We start from the raw sequence: 18092 nt of genomic DNA on the forward strand, positions 1-18092 counted from the left end.
CGGCCTCAGGCATCCTGCACGGGTCCCTCGTCGATGTGGGTGCCGGGTTCCATCGTGGGCTCGACCAGCGCGGGTGTGTTCTGCCGCAGCTCCGCCTTCTCGCCGGCGCTGGCGAACTTGCTGTACTTGCCCAGGATCTTCACGAGCTGGCCGTAGATCTTGGGGTTGCCCGCGACGCACTCGCGCTGCTCCAGGAAGTCCGCTTCGCCGGTGAAGTTGCCGATGAGGCCACCGGCCTCGGTGACCAGCAGCGATCCCGCGGCCACGTCCCAGGGCGACAGGCCGGTTTCGAAGAAGCCTTCGGTGTAGCCCGCGGCCACGTAGGCGAGGTCCAGCGCCGCGGCGCCGGGGCGGCGCAGGCCGGCGGTGCGCTTCATGACGTCGGCCATCATGCGCAGGTAGACGTTGAAGTTGTCGCCCGGACGGAACGGGAAGCCGGTGGAGATCAGCGACTCCTTGAGCTGCGTGCGCTTGCTCACGCGGATGCGCCGGTCGTTGAGGTAGGAGCCGCGGCCGCGCGTGGAGGTGAAGAGGTCGTTGCGGGTCGGGTCGTAGACCACCGCCTGCTCCACGCGTCCCTTGACCAGCAGCGCGATGCTGACGCAGTAGACGGGAAAGCCGTGGATGAAGTTGGTCGTGCCGTCCAGGGGGTCGATCAGCCACACGTGGTCGGAGCTGGCGCGGCCATGCTCGCGGCCCGATTCCTCGGCCCAGATGCCGTGGTCGGGGTAGGCGGTCAGCAGCGTGTCGATGATCGCCGCTTCGGCCGCGTGGTCGATCTCGGTGACGAAGTCGTTGGTCTGCTTCTGCGAGATGCGCACGGCCTCGACGTCGAGCGCGGCCCGGTTGATGATGGCGCCGGCGGCGCGAGCGGCCTTGACGGCCACGTTGAGCATGGGGTGCTGGTTGGACGACATGTTGTTCAAGAGCTGGCCCCGGAAAGGGCGGGTCGCACGCCGGCGATGCGGAGTGCCAAAGTTAGCCGCGATTTTACCGGGTGGGCTGTCAGCCACGGTCCCGTGGGGTTGACCGGGCCCGGACCTACGTCGGACCACCTACTGGACAATCCGTCCATGGCCACCCGCTTCGTCCTCCTCCAACCCAGCCACGCCGGCAACGTCGGCGCGGCCGCGCGCGCCCTGAAGGTCATGGGCTTCGACGAGCTCGTCCTCGTGCAGCCCCGCTGGGACGACGTGCTCACGCGCGACGAGACCATCGAGCGGGCCAGCGGCGCCGTGGACGTGCTGCGCAAGGCGCGCGCCGTGGACAGCCTGGACGAGGCGCTGCAAGGCATGACGTACGTGATGGCCACGGTGATGACGCAGCGCGATTTCGGCCCGCCTACGCACGCGCCGCGCGAGCACCTGGCGGCGCTGGCACCCGCCGGGCACCACGTCGCCTTCCTGTTCGGGTCGGAGCGCTACGGCATGCGCAACGAGGACGTGTACCGCTGCCACGCGGCCCTGCGCATCCCGGTCGCGCCCGATTACGGCTCCTTGAACCTCGCCGCGGCGATCCAGGTGATCGCCTACGAGTGGCGCCAGGCGCTGGGCGGCTTCGCGCTGCCGCCGCCGGCGCCGGCGGTCGCGGCGGACGCGGCGGCGGTGGCCGGCATGCTGCAACACTGGGAGCAGGCCCTGGTGGAGATCGGCTTCCTGGATCCCGCCGCGCCCAAAAAGCTCATGCCGCGCCTGAACCAGTTGTTCAACCGGGCGCAACCGACCCCCGAGGAAATCCACATCCTGCGAGGTGTCGCCAAGGCCATGGCCGAAGCAGCCCGAAAGCCAAAGGCTTAGACTCTGGACGCCATAAGCAAGGACACCATGTTCCGGCGCATCCGTTCCGACATCCAGTGCATCCTCGACCGCGATCCTGCCGCGCGCAGCACGTGGGAGGTGGTCACGTGTTATCCGGGCCTGCATGCGCTGGTGTTGCACCGCGGCGCGCACTGGCTGTGGCGGCGCAACCTGCGCTGGCTCGCGCGCTTCATCTCCCAGTTCTGCCGCTGGCTCACCGGCATCGAGATCCATCCGGGTGCGCAGATCGGCGACGGCGTCTTCATCGACCACGGCATGGGCGTGGTGATCGGCGAGACGGCGGAAGTCGGCGACGGCTGCACGATCTACCAGGGGGTCACGCTGGGCGGGACCTCGCTGGCCAAGGGCGCCAAGCGGCATCCGACGCTGGGCCGCAACGTGGTGGTGGGCGCGGGGGCCAAGATCCTGGGCGGCTTCGTCGTCGGTGACGGCGCGGCGGTCGGATCGAACGCGGTGGTGACCAAGCCGGTGCCGGCCGGCGCCACCGCCGTCGGCATCCCGGCGCGCATCATCCAGGCCGAGGACGTCGCCCGCCGCGAGGAAGTGGCGGCGAAGATGGGCTTCTCGGCCTACGGCATCACGCAGAACGACGACCCGCTGTCGCAGGCGATGAAGGGCCTGATCGACAACGCCTCCTCGCAGGAGCACCAGATCGCGCTGCTGTGGCAGGCGATCGAGAAGCTCTCGGACCAGCGCAAGGGCGAACCCTGCGTGCCGCTGGAGGCGCAGACGGAAGAGTGTTTCGAGAAAGAGAAGTTCACCCAGCTCGTTGGGAAGTGACTTCGCCTCCCTCCCCTGCGGGGGAGGGAGCAGGACCTACTTCGGCGCCCGGATCGCCGACTTCGGCCGGAACCCCTTGCACACCTCGTCGTTCGTCTCGAGGTAGGGCCCGCCGATCAGGTCCACGCAGTAGGGCACCGCGGCGAAGATCCCCGGCACCACCTGCCGGCCATCCTCCTTCAAGCCTTCCAGCGTCTCCTGGATGGACTTCGGCTGTCCCGGCAGGTTGATGACCAGGCTCTTGCCGCGGATGACGGCGACCTGGCGCGAGAGGATGGCCGTGGGCACGAAGCGCAGGCTGATCTGCCGCATCTGTTCGCCGAAACCCGGCATCTCCTTGTCGGCGACGGCCAGCGTCGCTTCCGGTGTCACGTCGCGCGGCGCGGGGCCGGTGCCCCCGGTGGTGAGCACCAGCGAGCAGCCGGCATCCACCAGCTCGATCAGCGTGGCGCTGATGCGCTCCTTCTCGTCCGGGATCAGCCGCTCCTCGAAGGTGATGGCGTTCTTCAGCGCCTTGCCCAGCCACTCCTTGAGCGCGGGCAGGCCCTTGTCCTCGTAGACGCCGCTGGAGGCGCGGTCGCTGACGGAGACGATGCCGATGGTGACGCGATCGGGGTCAGCCATGTCCTTCCTGTCCTTGCTGTTCCTCGTCCTCCAGCGCGTCGCGCACCAGCTGGAAGATCTCGCGGTAGGCGCGGCTGCGGCGCGGCGCCTGCCCCCTGGAGACTTCGTCCTGGGTCGGTGCGCTGTCCTTGCGCGCCTGGCGGACCAGGGCGCGCAGCTGCTGCACGTCGGTGGCGGGGTGCGACTGCAGCCAGGACTGCAGCGCATCGTCGCTGGCGATCAGGTCGTCGCGCCACTTCTCCGCGGTGTGCAGCGCCAGCGTCTGTTGCGCGGAGCCGCTGTGCTGTTCCTCCAGCGCGTCGCGGATGGACTGCTGCCGCTGCGGCTCGAGCTGGCGCATCAGCTTGCCCACGTACTGCATCTGGCGCCGGCGGCCTTCGAAGTTGGAGATGCGCTTCGCGTCGGCCAGCGCGCCCACCAGGTTCTCCGGCAGCGCGAGGCGCTCGAACAGGTCGCCGCGCAGCGTGAGCAGGGCCTCCCCGAGCTTCTGCAGCTCGGTGCTTTCCTTCTTCAGCTCGGTGCGGCTCGGCTCCCCGCCGGTCTGCTCGGCGCGCAGTTCCAGATCGAGTTCGCTGCCTTCGGCCACGAAGTGGCCTTTGACGTAGTAGCCTTTTTTGGGTTTGCGGGACATGCGGGGGAAAAGAGAGAGATGGCAGCGCGACCGTGGTGTGCTGCCTTGCACAAGTATCATAGCCCGCCATGAACAAAACACCCGCGCAAGACGGATCCGGCTTCAGCTACACCCGTGCCGACTTCGAGGAGCTGGTCGACTCCGCCCTGGAACATGCGCGCAAGCTCGGCGCCACCGATGCCGGCGCGGAGGCGTCCGAAGGCTGCGGCCTGAGCGTCTCGGTCCGCAAGGGCGAACTCGAAACCGTCGAACGCAACCGCGACAAGTCGCTGGGCATCACGGTGTACGTGGGCAGCCAGCGCGGCAACGCGAGCACCTCCGACTTCTCCCGCCCGGCCATCGAGCGCACCGTGCAGGCCGCCTACGACATCGCGCGCTTCACCGCGCAGGACCCGGTCGCGGGCCTGCCCGAGACCGAGGACGTCGCGCCGCTGTCCGAGCAGCCCGACCTGGACCTGTTCCATCCCTGGTCCGTCACCAGCGAGCAGGCGGCCGAACTGGCCCTGCGCTGCGAGCGCGCGGCGTTCGCCACCGACAAGCGCATCACCAACAGCGAAGGCGCGGGCGTCTCGGCGCAGCAAAGCCATTTCTTCAGCGCCCACACGCATGGCTTCCGGGGCGGCTATGCGAGTTCCCGCCATTCGATCTCGGTGGCGCCGATCGCCGGCCGCGGTGAAGACATGCAGCGCGACGCCTGGTACAGCTCCATGCGTTCCGCCACCGAACTCGCCTCGCCGGAAGCGGTGGGGCGCTACGCGGCGGAGCGGGCGCTGGCGCGCCTGAAGTCGCGCAAGATCGCCACGCGCGAATGCCCGGTGCTGTTCGAGTCGCCGCTGGCCGCCGGCCTGCTGGGCTCCTACGTGCAGGCCACCAGCGGCGGTTCGCTCTATCGCAAGAGCACCTTCCTGCTGGATTCGCTGGGCAAGCAGGTCTTCGCCGACCACGTCGACGTGGTGGAGGACCCTTTCGTCAAGCGCGGCAAGGGCAGCGCCGCCTTCGACGAGGAAGGCGTGCGCACCAAGCCGCGCAAGGTGGTCGACGGCGGCCGCACCGAAGGCTATTTCCTGAGCAGCTACTCGGCGCGCAAGCTGGGAATGAAGACCACCGGCAACGCAGGCGGCTCGCACAACCTCACGTTCACGTCGCGCCTGACGCAACCCGGCGACGACCTGCCGGAGATGCTGCGCAAGCTGGGCACCGGCCTGTTCGTCATCGAGCTGATGGGGCAGGGCGTGAACTACGTGACCGGTGACTACTCGCGCGGCGCCAGCGGCTTCTGGGTGGAGAACGGCGAGATCGCCTTCCCGGTGCAGGAGATCACCATCGCCGGCAACCTGAAGGACATGTTCCGCGGCATCGAGGCCGTGGGGTCGGACGTCTACAACTACGGCGCCAAGACCGTCGGCTCCATCCTGATCAGCCGGATGAAGGTGGCGGGGTCCTAATCCGCGCGGGCCAGGAAGCGCTCCGCCAGCAGCACCCAGTAGGCCGAGCCCACGGCGATGTTGTCGTCGTGGAAGTCGTAGCCCGGGTTGTGCACCATGCAGGCGGACGCCCCGTCGGCGGGACCGGCGCCATTGCCGATCAGCACGTAGCTGCCCGGCACGCGCTCCAGCATGAAGGCAAAGTCCTCGCTGCCGGTCAGCGGCGGTCCCTGGGGCGTGACGCGCTCGGGCCCCAGCAGTTCCACGGCCACCTCGCGCGCGAATGCCGTCTCGGACGGCGTGTTGACCAGCACCGGGTAGCCGCGCCGCCAGCGGACTTCGGCCTGCACGCCGAAGCTCTGCGCCTGCAGCGCCACGAGTTCGCGGATGCGCCGCTCCAGCATCGCCCGCACCTCGCGGTCGAGGGACCGGACGCTCAGCTCCAGGGTCGCCGTCGCCGGGATCACGTTGTTCGCCTTGCCCGCGTTCAGCGCGCCCACGGTCACCACCGCAGGCTGCAGCGGCTCGACGTTGCGCGAGACGATCGTCTGCAATGCCATGACGGTGCTGGCCGCCGCCACGATCGGGTCCGCCGTCTTGTGGGGCATGGCGCCATGGCCGCCGATGCCGCTCAGGACGACGGTGGCGTAGTCGCTGGAGGCCATCATGGCGCCCTCGCGCATCACCATGTGCCCCTGCGGAATGCCGGGCATGTTGTGCATGGCGAAGATCGCGTCGCAGGGGTGGCGCTCGAAGAGCCCCTCGTCCATCATGCGCATGGCGCCGGCGCCGCCTTCCTCCGCGGGCTGGAAGATGAGGGTGAGCGTGCCGCTGAACCGGCCTTGTTCGGCCAGGTGCCGCGCGGCGGCCAGCAGCATCGCGGTGTGGCCGTCGTGGCCGCAGGCGTGCATGAGGCCCGGGCGCTGGCTGGCCCACTCCCGTCCGCTTGCCTCCTCGATCGGGAGCGCGTCCATGTCGGCGCGGATGCCCAGCCGGCGGGTCCCAGTACCGCGCACGAGGCGGCCGACGACGCCCGTGCCGCCGATGCCGCGCTCCACCTGGTAGCCCCAGGACTCCAGCTTGTCCGCCACCAGCGCGGCGGTGCGGTGCTCCTCGAAGGCGAGCTCGGGCTGGCGGTGGATGTCGCGCCGCAGCCGGATGAACTCGCCCGCCCGCTCCGTGAGCGCGTGCAGCAGGTAGGTCATGGCCGGCTCACTGCGGCTGCAGGTTGATGGACTTCGCCACGGCCCGGTAGCGCGCCATCTCGCCCTCGAAGAACTTCGCCGCATCCGCCAGCGACATCGGTGCCGCCGGCTCCTGCGTCTGCAGCTTCAGCTGCGCCAGGACAGAGGGGTCCGCGAGCGTCCTGCCCACGGCGGCATGCAGGCGCTGGACCACCGGCTCGGGCGTGTTCCTCGGCACCATGAAGCCGGTCCAGGTCTTGTACTGGAAGCCCTTGAGGAGCTGCCCTTCGCTGACCGTGGGCACGTTCTTCAGCAGCTCGGAGCGCTGCGCCCCCAGCTGGCCGATCACCTTCAGCCGGCCCTGGTCCGCCATGGCGCCCATCGCGGCGCTGTACACCAGCACCGCGAAGTCGACCTGGCCGCCGCCGATGTCCTGCAACAGCGGCGCATTGCCCTTGTAGGGCACGTGCGTGGCCTTGATGCCCGTCACCTGCTGCAGGTTCTCCACGATGAAGTGGTACAGCGAGCCCACGCCCACGCTGCCGTAGCTGAGGGGCTTGTCGGACTTGCGCGCGAGCGCCACCAGTTCGTCGACGTTGTTCACGGGCAGGTCCTTGCGCGTGAGGACCACCATGACGGCGTCGGCGATCGGCGCGACGAGGCGGAAGTCCTCGGCCTTCAGGCGCACCGAGGAATTGGCCAGCGGCGACAGGATCACCTCGTTGGGTGAACCCTGGAAGATGTAGTAGCCGTCGGCCGGCGCCGAGAGCACCTTCTGCGCCGCGATGGCGCCGCTGACGCCGCCGAGGTTCTCCACCAGCACGGTCTGTCCCAGCTCCCTGGCCAGCGGCGTGTTGAAGATGCGCCCGATGGCGTCGGAAGGGCCGCCCGCCGGGTACGGCACCATGAGGTTGACCGGCTTGGCGGGATAGGTGTCCGCCGCCGCGGCCGTGGCCAGCAGCGCGCCGGCGAGCAGGGTGATCGAACGCTTCACGATTCCGAACATTGCTTGTCTCCTGCGGCGCCCGGCGCCGGCTTCTGGCCTGGCTCCTGCCGGAATGACGGGAGCGCTGCGCATCCTAGGAGGGGGCCAAGCATGATGTCCAATGCATTGTTGTACGTGCTAGCATGAGTTGGATGAATAGGTTCGGCCTGTCATGACCCTGGTGCAGCTGCGCCACCTGATCGCCTTGGTCGAGAGCGGTTCGTTCAGCCGCGCCGCCGAAGCCCTGTTCCTGACGCAGCCCGCGCTCAGCCGCAGCATCCGCGCGCTGGAAGACGAGATGGGCCAGGCGCTGTTCGACCGCCTGGGCCGGCGCGCCGAACTCACGCCGTTCGGCCGCGACGTGCTCAAGCGCGCGCGCCAGATCGTGTTCGAAGCGGACGAACTGGCGGCGAACGGCCGGCGCCAGCGCGATGGCCTGGCCGGCAGCCTGCGCGTCGGCATGGGGTCGGGCCCGGGCGCCATGCTGATGACGCCGCTGCTGCTGGAGATGGCGCGGTCCCATCCGGCCATCCACCTGACCGTCAGCCGCGGCAGCACGGACCGCCTGGTGCAAGGGCTGCGTGAGCGCGAGCTGGACGCGCTGGTGGTCGATGCGCGTTCCGTGTCGCCGGCGCCGGACCTGGACATGGAGACGCTCTCCGAGATGCGCGGCACCTTCCTGTGCCGGCCCGGCCACCCCCTGCTGCGCACGGCGGCCGTGAAGTTCGCGGCGCTGCGCGCCTACCCGATCGCCTCCACGCCCCTGAGCGACGAGGTCGCGCGCATGCTGGTCGAACACTACGGGCCCATGGCGCATCCGGACGCATGCGTCACGCTGCGCTGCGAGGAAATCGCCAGCCTCGTGGACGTCGCACGGCAAAGCGACGCGGTGCTGCTCGCCATCCGGGCCGCGGCGCCCGACCTGGTCGAAATCCCCATGAAGCCCGCCATGAGCGGCACGGCGCGCTTCGGCCTGGTGACGCTCACGGGGCGCGCGGAACCGCCCGCGCTGTCGATCGTGCGCGCGCTGGCGCAGAGGGTGATGCGGGACTGAGCGGCCTCAGCCCGCCAGGGCCGCCTTCACCGCCGCCGACACCTGCCCCATGTCGGCCTTGCCCGCCAGGCGCTGCTTCACCGCGCCCATCACCTTGCCCATGTCGCCGGGGCCCTTGGCACCCAGCTCCGCGACGATGGCGCGGACTTCGGACTGGATCTCGTCGGTCGACATCCGCGCGGGCAGGTAGGCCTGCAGCACGGCGACTTCCGCCTGCTCCTTGTCCACCAGGTCCTGGCGGCCGGCCTTCTGGAAGGCGTCGATCGAGTCCTTGCGTTGCTTCAGGAGCTTGTCGACGATGGCCACCACGGCCGCGTCGTCCAGCTCCACCCGCTCGTCCACTTCCTTCTGCTTGATGGCGGCGGTGAGCATGCGGATGGCGCCCAGGCGCTCGGCCTCCTTGGCGCGCATGGCGCCCTTCATGTCTTCGTTGATGCGTTCCTTGAGCGTGGGCATGGTCGGATCCTCGGGAAAAACAATGAAAAAAGCCCGCGTGGGCGTCCCCAGCGGGCTTCTTGCAGGCGGTCGGCCGGGGCTCAGTAGAGCTTTTTCGGCAGCTGCATGCTGCGCACGCGCTTGAAGTGGCGCTTCACGGCGGCAGCCTTCTTGCGCTTGCGCTCGGCGGTGGGCTTCTCGTAGAACTCGCGGGCGCGCAGCTCGGTCAGCAGGCCCAGCTTCTCGATGGTGCGCTTGAAGCGGCGCAGGGCCACGTCAAACGGCTCGTTTTCCTTGACACGAATGGTCGTCATGACTTCCAGAATATTCAGTTGGCGGATGAAGATCGAGGACATCCACCGAGTTTCCCCACCTGTAGTTCGATCAGGCCGGTGGGGGTTTGCCAGCAAAGCCCGAGATTATAGCCGCGTACGGAAACCCGGCAAGCCGGGCTAGCTCGACCGGGCGGAAGCCAGCGCCTGCGCGCACGCGTAGGCGCTGGCCCAGGCCCACTGGAAGTTGTAGCCCCCCAGCCAGCCGGTCACGTCCACCACCTCGCCGATGAAGTAGAGGCCGGGCTGGCCGGACTCCATCGTCTGCGAGGACAGGTCGCGCGTATCCACCCCGCCGGCCGTGACCTCCGCCTTGCGGTAGCCCTCGCTGCCGGTGGGAACCAGCTCCCAGGCCGACAGGCGCTGGGCGAGCTGCTGCAGCGCCTTGTCGCCGGCCTCGTTGACCGGCCGCTGCCAGGCGGGGTCCTGCTGCACCCAGGCGTCGGCCAGCCGCGCAGGCACCCACTGCGCCAGTTCGTTGGCAAGGAGCTTGCGCGAGCCGCGCGCCTTCGCGGCCAGCAGCTCTGCCGCCAGGTCCTGGCCCGGTGCCAGGTCGATGCGGATCGGCGTGCCTTGCTTCCAGTAGCTGGAAATCTGCAGCACCGCCGGCCCGCTGAGCCCCCGGTGGGTGAAAAGCAGGTCCTCGTCGAAGGCGACCCGCTCCTTCTTCGTGCCGGTTTCGATGCGCACCGGCAGCGCCAGCCCGGCGAGCTGCGCGAAGGGCGCCCAGGCCGCGCCGTCGAAGGTCAGCGGCACCAGCGCCGGCCGCGGCGGCACGACCCGCAGGCCGAACTGCTGCGCGATGCGGTAGCCGAAGTCCGTGGCGCCGATCTTGGGAATGGACAGGCCGCCGGTGGCGACCACCACCGCACGCGTGTGCACCGGGCCGCGGCTGGTCTGCAAGGTGTAGCCCCCGGCGGCGTGGGCGATGGAGGACACGGCGCAAGGCTGCCAGTGCGTGACGCCGCCCGCCTTGCACTGGTCCAGCAGCATGCGGATGAAGTCGTCCGAGCTCTCGTCGCCGAACAGCTGTCCCTTGTGCTTCTCGTGGAAAGGGATGCCGTGCTGGCGCACCAGGGCGATGAAGTCCGCGGGCGTGTAGCGCGCCAGTGCGGAGCGGCAGAAGTTCGCGTTGTCGCCCAGGAAGTGCTTGTGCGGCGCGCGCGGATCCAGGTCGCGGTTGGTGAAATTGCAGCGGCCGCCGCCCGAGATGCGGATCTTTTCCGCCACCTTGTCGGCGTGGTCGACCAGCAGCACCTTGACGCCGAGCTGGCCGGCGACGCCCGCGCAGAACAGGCCGGCGGCGCCGGCGCCGATCACGACCGCGTCGAAGGAAGAAGAGTCAGGGGAGGGCGCGTCCGGCATGGACGCGGATTATCTCCATGCCGCTCAGGCCGGCGCCGGACAGGCGTCCGGTGTTCAGGCCGCGCGTGCCTTGGCCACCGCAACGGCTGCGACGGCCACGCCCTTGACCACGTCGCCCACCACGATCACCGACGGGCTGGCCAGCCCTTCGCGCTCGATGGTGGCTGCGAGCCGGCCCAGGGTGGTCACCGCATGGCGCTGCTCGGGGGTGGAGGCGCGCTGCACCACGGCCACCGGCGTCTCCGGCGGCAGCCCGCTGAGCAGGTCCTGCTCGATGCGTTCGGCGCTGCTCACGCCCATGTAGACGACCAGCGTCAGCCGGGCTTGCTTGGCGACGGCGGCCAGTGCCTTCCAGTCCGGTGCGTCCGCCCCTTTCTGGGCGTGGCCGGTGAGGAAGATGACGCCTTGCGCATGATCGCGGTGCGTGAGCGGCACGCCCAGGGAGGTGACGGCCGCCAGGCCGGAGGTGATGCCGTTGACCACCTCCACGTGGATGCCGGCGGCGCGCAGGTGCTCCATCTCCTCGCCGCCGCGGCCGAAGATGAAGGGGTCGCCGCCCTTGAGGCGCACGACGTTCTCGCCTTCGCGCGCGGCCATCACCATCAGCTTCTCGATGAAGGCCTGCGGCGTGCTCTTGCAGCCGCCGCGCTTGCCCACGTAGACGATCCGCGCCGTCTTCGGCGCATGCGCGACCACCTCGGGGCTGACCAGGTCGTCGACCAGCAGCACGGTCGCCGACGCGATCGCCTTGAGCGCCTTGAGGGTCAGCAGCTCCGGGTCGCCAGGACCCGCGCCGACGAGCGTGACTTTGCCTGTGTTCATGCGGTGCAAAGGTGCAAGATGTGTTCCACCTGCAATGCCATGGATTCGGGGATGGGCTTGCGCCCTTCGAGCACGTCGCGGATGTAGGTCGCGGTGATTTGCGGGTCCACTTCCCTGGGCAGATCGGGCAGGTCGGTGAGGGTTCCCCTGCGGCCTTCCTGCAGCGTCACGCGTTCACCGCGCACGAAGCCGTCCATCTGCGGCAGGCGGCGCGCGTCGGCGACCACCTCGCCTTCGGTGCCGCGCAACAGCAGCGCCGTGGACTTCATGCGCTGGAACACTTCCGCCATCGAAACGGCGTATTCCGGGTGCGTGTAGCTGCTGACGATCACCGCGGGCCCGCTGCACGGGTTCAGCAGCTTCACCAGGCTGTGCGCGCTGTTGCGCAGGCCGATCAGGCGGCGCGCATCGAGCAGGCGCTTGAGGCCGGGCGACAGCACCTCGGTGGGGACGAAAGCCACCTGGCCGTCTTCCAGCACGGGAGGGGCTTCGGCCGCCTGCACGTCCATCGCATGCAGCACATCGCGCACGAACACCCGGCTGGATTCCGTGGCGGTGCCGTGGATCAGCACCGGCAGGCCGCGGCGGGCCACCAGGCCCGCGAGCAAGGGCGTCAGCACGGGCAGGCGGCGTGCACCGTTGTAGCTGGGCAGGACAACGACCGGCTTGCCGCTGGCGCCGCCCACGCGCTGCACCCGCGCCGCGGTCGCATCGAGGAAGCCGCACATCTCCTCGGGCGTTTCGCCCTTCACCCGCATCGCGATGCAAAAGGCACCGATCTCCAGGTCGCTGACCTGGCCGTCCAGGACCTGGCTGAACAGGTCCGCCGCCTGCTCGCGCGCGAGCGACCGCGCGCCCTGCTTGCCGCGGCCGATTTCCTTGAGGTACTGGCTGATGCCCACGGGCTGGATTGTCCCAGAGGGTTGATGACCTTTGGCTATAAGCTGATTTGCGCAGCGCCCGCGGCCCACCCACGGTCATGCCGGCTGCGCCACCGGCAGGATCGCCCGCACCATCCTCTTCAACTCCGGCACGCAGGAGCCGCAATTGGTTCCGCACCGCAGCTTGCCTTGCACGGAGGCCAGGCGTTCGTCGGCCGAGCCCGCGCACTGCGCCAGGTGGCCTTCGATCGCCGCCGATTCCACGCCGAAGCAGCCGCACACCTGCTTGCCCTTGTTCGGCAGCGCCACCGGCGCCTTGGCACCGGGCGCCAGCAGCAGGCGGCCGTAGGCCTGGGCGGGCAGCTCCTGCAGCAACAGCGACTTGATCCAGGCCTCCGCGCTGGTGTCGCCGGCCAGCAGCAGGCCTTCCAGCAGCATGTCGGCCCCCGCGCGCCGCACGCGCACGCTGCGGCTCTGGCCCTTGCGGCGGTCGGCGTAACGCAGGGTCTGCGGCCCCGAGAGGCCGAAGAGTGCCTCGAACCGCTGCAGCACTTCCTGCGGCGGCGCCTCGTAGGCGGCGGCGCGAAAGAGCAGGCCGGTGCGTTCGCGGCTTGGGGCTTGCGCCAGCGGCGCGTTGTTGGAGAAGGGCACGCAGGATGCAAAGGGGAACAGGGCCATCAGCGCCTTGAGGTCCTCGCGCCGATGCAGGGCATCGTCGGCGGGCAGCCATGCAGCGGCGAGCAAGGTCCAGGGCAGCTCCGCCTTCAGGATCTTCACCGCTGCGTGTTTCAGCTCCGGCTGCCTGGAGATCGGGCAGTAGCTGGAGGTGGTCAGCGCATTGACGCCGGCCAGCGGCTCGCCGGTGCTCGAGACGCCGGAGAGGAAGCCGGGGCCCCAGTGCATGGCGATGAAGGCCTGGTTGAGGCCCAGCTCGTTGCTGGCCTGCACGGGAAGCACGATGGAGCCGCGCTTGGAGGTCACGTGCACGAGGTCGCCGTCCCGCAGGTTGCGGCGGGCGATGTCCTGGGGGTGCAGTTGCACCACCGGTTCCGGCACATGGCCGAACAGCCGTCCCAGGGTGCCCGTGCGGCTCATGCCGTGCCACTGGTCGCGCAGGCGCCCGGTGGTGAGAGAGAAGGGATAGCGCGACTCGCGCGGCTCCGCCACCGGCTGGTATGTCACCGCGGCAAAGCGTGCCTTGCCGTCGGCGGTGGGAAAGACGCCGTCTTCGTAGAGCCGCACGCGGCCTTCGCTGGCGCCGGCGGGAAAGGGCCATTGCTGCGGCGCCTTCTCGATCCGCGCATAGTCCAGGCCCGTGATGTCCAGGTCGCGGCCGCGGGTGGATTCGCGGTGCTCCAGCCAGATGGACTCCGGGGTGGCATAGGGAAAGAGCGTGGGCCGTGCGTGCCCCGCGCCCCCACTCTCTGCCCCGGGGGGAGAGGGAGCAACGGCGGGCAGCCGCTGCTCCAGGCGCTGCGCGAAATCGACGGCGATCTGCCAGTCGTGGCGCGCATTTCCCGGCCTTTCCACCGCAGCCCGCACGCGGCTGATGCGCCGCTCGCTGTTGGTGACCGTGCCTTCCTTCTCGCCCCAGGTCGTGGCGGGCAGCAGCAGGTCGGCGTAGTCGCAGGTCTCGGTCGTGGCGAAGGCCTCCTGCACCACGACGAATTCGGCGCGCTGCAGCGCGCGCTTGACCGTCGCCTGGTCGGGCATGGATTGCGCCGGGTTCGTGCAGGCGATCCACAGCGCCTTGATCTCGCCGTCGGCGGCGGCCTGGAACATCTCCACGGCCGTCTTGCCGGGCTTTTCCCGCACGCAAGGCACGCCCCACAGCGCCGCCACTTCCGCACGGTGCTCGGGATTCGCCAGGTCCCGGTGCGCCGACAGCAGGTTCGCCAGCCCGCCGACCTCGCGCCCGCCCATCGCATTGGGCTGGCCCGTCAGCGAGAACGGCGCCGCCCCCGGCCGGCCGATCTGCCCCGTCGCCAGGTGCAGGTTGATCAGCGCGGCGTTCTTCGCGGTCCCGTTGGCCGACTGGTTCAGGCCCTGGCAATACAGGCTCAGCGTCGCCGGCGAGGTGGCGAACCAGCGCGCCGCCGTGAACAGGTCTTCGCGGGCGATGCCGCAGGTCTGCGCCACCAGCTCCGGCGTGCACTCGCGCACCAGCGCCTTGAGTTCCTCGAAGCCGTTGGTGTGCGCCGCGATGTACTGCGGCTTCGTCCAGCCTTCCCACAGCATGATGTGCAGCAGGCCGTGGAACAGCATCACGTCGGTGCCGGGCTGCACCGGCAGGTACAGGTCGGCGAGTTCCGCGGTGTCGGTGCGGCGCGGGTCGCAGAAGATGACCTTCATCTGCGGCCGCCGGGCCTTGGCCTCCTCGATGCGCCGGAACAGGATCGGATGCGCGAAGGCGGTGTTGCTGCCGACGATGAAGATGCAGTCCGCATGGTTCACGTCGTCGTAGCAGGCCGGCGGCGCGTCCGCGCCGAGCGTCATCTTGTAGCCCGCGACCGCACTGCTCATGCAAAGCCGCGAGTTGGTATCGATGTTGTTGGTGCCCACGAGGCCCTTGGCCAGCTTGTTGAAGACGTAGTAGTCCTCGGTCAGCAGCTGGCCGGAGATGTAGAAGCCCACCGCATCCGGCCCGTGCGTGCGAATGACTTGCGCGAAGCGGTCAGCGGCCAGTTCCATGGCCGTGTGCCAGTCCACCCGCTGCGGCTTCTCGTCGCGCCGTGCCCGCAGCATGGGATGCAGCAGCCGCGTCTGCCGCGTGACGGCGGCCGATGCGGTCAGGTGCAGCGTCGAGCCCTTCGTGCACAGCCGGCCGAAGTTGGCCGGATGCTGCGGGTCGCCGCGCACGCCGGTGATCTGTCCTCCTTCGGACTCGATGATGACGCCGCATCCGACACCGCAATACGGGCAGGTCGATCGCGTTTCCGTCACCGGCAGGGCCCCGCTCTCGGCGGCGCGAGGTCGATGGCGAGGGTCGCCAGCTCCACCGGGTCCAGCAGCACCGCGCCGCCGTCGACGCGGCAGGAGAAGCGCTGCGTGCAGCCTTCGTCCGGCCCTTTCGCGCAGCCGTCGTCCAGGCCGATGGTCCAGTTGTGCAGGGGGCAGGCGACGCTGGTGCCGAACACGATGCCTTGCGACAGGGGCCCGCCCTTGTGGGGGCAGCGATCGAGCAGGGCGAAGACCTGGTCCTGGTCGTTGCGGAACACGGCCACGTCGATGCCCCGCTCGCGCGCCACACGGCGCGCGCCCAGCACCGGGATGTCCTCCACGCGGCAGATCAGCTGCCAGTCATTCGCCTTCATGCCGGCTGTCCTTGTGCATTGAGTTTTTCGAACTGCCGCGCGTCGACCAGCGCCTCGCGTTGCTCGAACCAGGGATCCGGTTCGCCGTTCAGCGCGAACTGCAGCCGCTCCCACAGCGCCTTGCGGTTGGCAGCGTCGTCCAGCACCTTCTTCTTCACGTGGTCCAGGCCCACGCGGGCGATGTAGTGCACGGTCCGCTCCAGGTACCAGCCTTCCTCGCGATAGAGCTGCAGGAAGGCGCCGCTGTATTCCAGCACCTCCTGCGCGGTCTTGAGCTTGCAGAAGAACTGCCCGGCCTCGGTCTTGATGCCGCCGTTGCCGCCGACGTAGAGCTCCCAGCCGGAATCGACGCCGATCACGCCCACGTCCTTGATGCCGGACTCGGCGCAGTTGCGCGGGCAGCCGCTGACGGCCAGCTTCACCTTGTGCGGCGCGTACATGCGCCACAAGGCGCGCTCCAGGTCCTTGCCCATCTGGGTGGAGTCCTGGGTGCCGAAGCGGCACCACTCGCTGCCCACGCAGGTCTTCACGGTGCGCAAGGCCTTGGCATACGCGTGGCCCGAAGGCATGCCGAGGTCCTGCCACACGTTGCGCAGGTCCTCCTTCTTCACGCCCAGCAGGTCGATGCGCTGGCCGCCGGTCACCTTGACGGTGGGGATGGCGTACTTGTCCACGACGTCGGCGATGCGCCGCAGCTCCGAGGCGGTGGTCTCGCCGGCCCACATGCGCGGGATCACCGAATAGGTGCCGTCCTTCTGGATGTTGGCGTGGCTGCGCTCGTTGATGTAGCGCGACTGCGGATCGTCCTTCGCCTCCTTGGGCCAGGTGGAGAGCAGGTAGTAGTTCAGGGCCGGCCGGCAGCTGGAGCAGCCATTGGGCGTGCGCCATTCCAGGAACTGCATCGCCGAGGCGATGGTCACCAGGTGGTTGGCGCGGATCGCGTCGCGCACCTCCTGGTGGCTGTGGTCCGTGCAGCCGCACAGCGCCTTCTTCTTCGGCGCGGCGGAATAGTCGCCGCCCGCCGTGAACATGATGATCTGTTCGACCAGCCCGGTGCAGGAGCCGCAGGAGGCGCTGGCCTTGGTGTGCTTGCGCACCTCGTCCAGGGTGAACAGGCCCTTTTCCTTGATCGCCTTGCAGATGCTGCCCTTGTTCACGCCGTTGCAGCCGCAGACCTCGTCGGCGTCCGACATGGCGGCGGCCTTGCTCTGGCCCTGGTGGCCGGCGTCGCCCAGGTTGGACTCGCCGAACATCAGCTTGTCGCGGATGTCGCCGATCTTGCGGCCTTCGCGCAGCAGCTTGAAGTAGTAGCTGCCGTCCACGGTGTCGCCATAGAGGCAGGCGCCCACCAGCTGGTCGTCCTTGATCACCAGCTTCTTGTACACGCCGCCGAAGGGATCGCTCATCACGATCTCCTCGGTGCCTTCGCCCCCCATGAACTCGCCGGCGGAGAACAGGTCGATGCCTGTGACCTTGAGCTTGGTGGAGGTGAGCGAGCCGGTGTAGCGGCCGATGCCGAACTGCGCCAGGTGGTTGGCGGCCACCTTGGCCTGCTCGAAGAGGGGCGCGACCAGGCCGTAGGCGATGCCGCGGTGCGCGGCGCATTCGCCCACCGCGTAGATGCGCGCATCGGTCACGGTCTGCATGGTGTCGTTGACGACGATGCCGCGGTTGCAGTGGATGCGGGACTTTTCCGCCAGCTCGGTGTTGGGGCGGATGCCGACCGCCATCACCACGAGGTCGGTGTCGAGTTCGCTGCCGTCCTTGAACCGGATGGACTTCACGCGGCCGCCGTCGTCGCCCACCAGCTCCTGGGTGTGCGCCCCGATCCTGAATTTCAGGCCGCGTTCCTCCAGCGAGTTCTGCAGCAGCTTGCCCGCGACGTCGTCGAGCTGGCGCTCCATCAGCCAGGGCATGACGTGCACCACGGTGACTTCCATGCCGCGCTTCATGAGGCCGTTGGCCGCTTCCAGTCCCAGCAGGCCGCCGCCGATCACGACCGCCTTCCTGTACTTCGCCGCCGCCTCGATCATGGCGTTGGTGTCCGCGATGTCGCGGTAGGCGATCACGCCCTGCAGCTCCTTGCCCGGCACCGGCAGGATGAAGGGATTGGAGCCCGTGCACAGCAACAGCCGGTCGTACTCCTCCTCGGTGCCGTCCTCGGCGCGCACGACGCGCCGGACGCGGTCGATCTGCACCACCTTCTTGCCCGCGTGCAGGCGGATGTTGTTCTGCTCGTACCACTCCCAGGAGTTCAGCACGATCTCGTCCAGCGTCTGCTCGCCGGCCAATACCGGCGACAGCAGGATGCGGTTGTAGTTCGGGTGGGGCTCGGCGCCGAAGACGGCGATGTCGTACAGCTCCGGCTGGATCTTGAGCAGCTCCTCGAGGGTGCGCACGCCGGCCATCCCGTTGCCGACCATCACCAGTTTGATCTTCTTCAT

The 18092-nt window shown here is 69.1% G+C and carries 17 protein-coding genes; 4 read left to right on the forward strand and 13 right to left on the reverse strand.

The genetic code is table 11. The features are described from left to right. Nucleotides 1-5: 5 nt before the first annotated feature. Nucleotides 6-917, reverse strand: coding sequence for an inositol monophosphatase family protein (locus AC3EGR_RS15435; protein WP_488547381.1), 912 nt, complete (start codon nucleotides 915-917; stop codon nucleotides 6-8). 156 nt (nucleotides 918-1073) lie between these two features. On the opposite strand from AC3EGR_RS15435, the gene AC3EGR_RS15440 reads away from it, so the two are divergent. Further along, complete coding sequence (locus AC3EGR_RS15440; RefSeq protein WP_488547382.1) at nucleotides 1074-1796, forward strand: RNA methyltransferase; 723 nt, start codon at nucleotides 1074-1076, stop codon at nucleotides 1794-1796. A gap of 27 nt (nucleotides 1797-1823) precedes the next feature. Beyond that, nucleotides 1824-2597: a serine O-acetyltransferase gene (gene cysE / locus AC3EGR_RS15445; protein WP_488547383.1), complete on the forward strand. Its 774-nt coding sequence runs from the start codon at nucleotides 1824-1826 to the stop codon at nucleotides 2595-2597. 36 nt (nucleotides 2598-2633) lie between these two features. Here cysE and mog read toward each other — a convergent pair whose 3' ends face one another. Together mog and yjgA are read right to left on the reverse strand one after the other, a co-directional pair. Continuing rightward, nucleotides 2634-3221, reverse strand: a complete 588-nt coding sequence (gene mog / locus AC3EGR_RS15450; protein WP_488547384.1) for a molybdopterin adenylyltransferase — start codon at nucleotides 3219-3221, stop codon at nucleotides 2634-2636. After that, nucleotides 3214-3852 (reverse strand): ribosome biogenesis factor YjgA, encoded by a 639-nt coding sequence (gene yjgA / locus AC3EGR_RS15455; RefSeq protein WP_488547385.1) that lies wholly within the window; start codon nucleotides 3850-3852, stop codon nucleotides 3214-3216. The genes mog and yjgA overlap by 8 nt, the downstream gene beginning before the upstream one ends. 68 nt (nucleotides 3853-3920) lie before the next feature. Between yjgA and pmbA the strand changes: the two genes are divergently transcribed. Continuing rightward, the gene (pmbA, locus tag AC3EGR_RS15460) at nucleotides 3921-5297 is read left to right on the forward strand and encodes a metalloprotease PmbA (protein ID WP_488547386.1); all 1377 of its coding nucleotides are present in this window, start codon (nucleotides 3921-3923) and stop codon (nucleotides 5295-5297) included. On the opposite strand, the gene AC3EGR_RS15465 is transcribed toward pmbA, so the two are convergent. Both AC3EGR_RS15465 and AC3EGR_RS15470 read right to left on the reverse strand, forming a co-directional pair. Then, entirely contained in the window at nucleotides 5294-6481 is a 1188-nt protein-coding gene (locus AC3EGR_RS15465) for a M20 aminoacylase family protein (RefSeq protein ID WP_488547387.1), read from the reverse strand. The genes pmbA and AC3EGR_RS15465 overlap by 4 nt on opposite strands. Before the next feature lie 7 nt (nucleotides 6482-6488). Beyond that, nucleotides 6489-7466, reverse strand: a complete 978-nt coding sequence (locus tag AC3EGR_RS15470) for a tripartite tricarboxylate transporter substrate binding protein (protein WP_488547388.1) — start codon at nucleotides 7464-7466, stop codon at nucleotides 6489-6491. 151 nt (nucleotides 7467-7617) lie between these two features. Here AC3EGR_RS15470 and AC3EGR_RS15475 point away from each other — a divergent pair, with 151 nt between their 5' ends. Beyond that, the gene (locus AC3EGR_RS15475; protein WP_488547389.1) at nucleotides 7618-8499 is read left to right on the forward strand and encodes a LysR family transcriptional regulator; all 882 of its coding nucleotides are present in this window, start codon (nucleotides 7618-7620) and stop codon (nucleotides 8497-8499) included. 6 nt (nucleotides 8500-8505) lie between these two features. Here AC3EGR_RS15475 and AC3EGR_RS15480 read toward each other — a convergent pair whose 3' ends face one another. The 8 genes from AC3EGR_RS15480 to nirB form a co-directional block, all read right to left on the reverse strand. Continuing rightward, nucleotides 8506-8955, reverse strand: coding sequence for a GatB/YqeY domain-containing protein (locus AC3EGR_RS15480; protein ID WP_488547390.1), 450 nt, complete (start codon nucleotides 8953-8955; stop codon nucleotides 8506-8508). An 80-nt stretch (nucleotides 8956-9035) separates the two neighbouring features. Further along, nucleotides 9036-9248, reverse strand: a complete 213-nt coding sequence (gene rpsU, locus AC3EGR_RS15485) for a 30S ribosomal protein S21 (protein WP_104301834.1) — start codon at nucleotides 9246-9248, stop codon at nucleotides 9036-9038. Between the two features lie 138 nt (nucleotides 9249-9386). Next, nucleotides 9387-10631, reverse strand: coding sequence for a BaiN/RdsA family NAD(P)/FAD-dependent oxidoreductase (locus AC3EGR_RS15490; RefSeq protein ID WP_488547391.1), 1245 nt, complete (start codon nucleotides 10629-10631; stop codon nucleotides 9387-9389). 54 nt (nucleotides 10632-10685) lie between these two features. After that, nucleotides 10686-11453, reverse strand: a complete 768-nt coding sequence (gene cobA / locus AC3EGR_RS15495) for a uroporphyrinogen-III C-methyltransferase (RefSeq protein ID WP_488547392.1) — start codon at nucleotides 11451-11453, stop codon at nucleotides 10686-10688. Then, nucleotides 11450-12355 (reverse strand): DNA-binding protein YbiB, encoded by a 906-nt coding sequence (gene ybiB, locus AC3EGR_RS15500; protein WP_488547393.1) that lies wholly within the window; start codon nucleotides 12353-12355, stop codon nucleotides 11450-11452. Before ybiB ends, cobA begins: the two co-directional genes overlap by 4 nt. A gap of 75 nt (nucleotides 12356-12430) precedes the next feature. Then, the gene (locus tag AC3EGR_RS15505) at nucleotides 12431-15277 is read right to left on the reverse strand and encodes a nitrate reductase (protein WP_488547394.1); all 2847 of its coding nucleotides are present in this window, start codon (nucleotides 15275-15277) and stop codon (nucleotides 12431-12433) included. After that, on the reverse strand, nucleotides 15274-15648 hold the full coding sequence (gene nirD, locus AC3EGR_RS15510; protein WP_488547395.1) for a nitrite reductase small subunit NirD: 375 nt from the start codon (nucleotides 15646-15648) through the stop codon (nucleotides 15274-15276). Before nirD ends, AC3EGR_RS15505 begins: the two co-directional genes overlap by 4 nt. Next, nucleotides 15645-18092 carry a nitrite reductase large subunit NirB gene (nirB, locus tag AC3EGR_RS15515; RefSeq protein WP_488547396.1) on the reverse strand — a complete coding sequence of 816 codons (2448 nt, stop codon included), beginning with the start codon at nucleotides 18090-18092 and terminating at the stop codon, nucleotides 15645-15647. The genes nirD and nirB overlap by 4 nt, the downstream gene beginning before the upstream one ends.

Source organism: Ramlibacter sp. G4-7 (assembly GCF_057784995.1).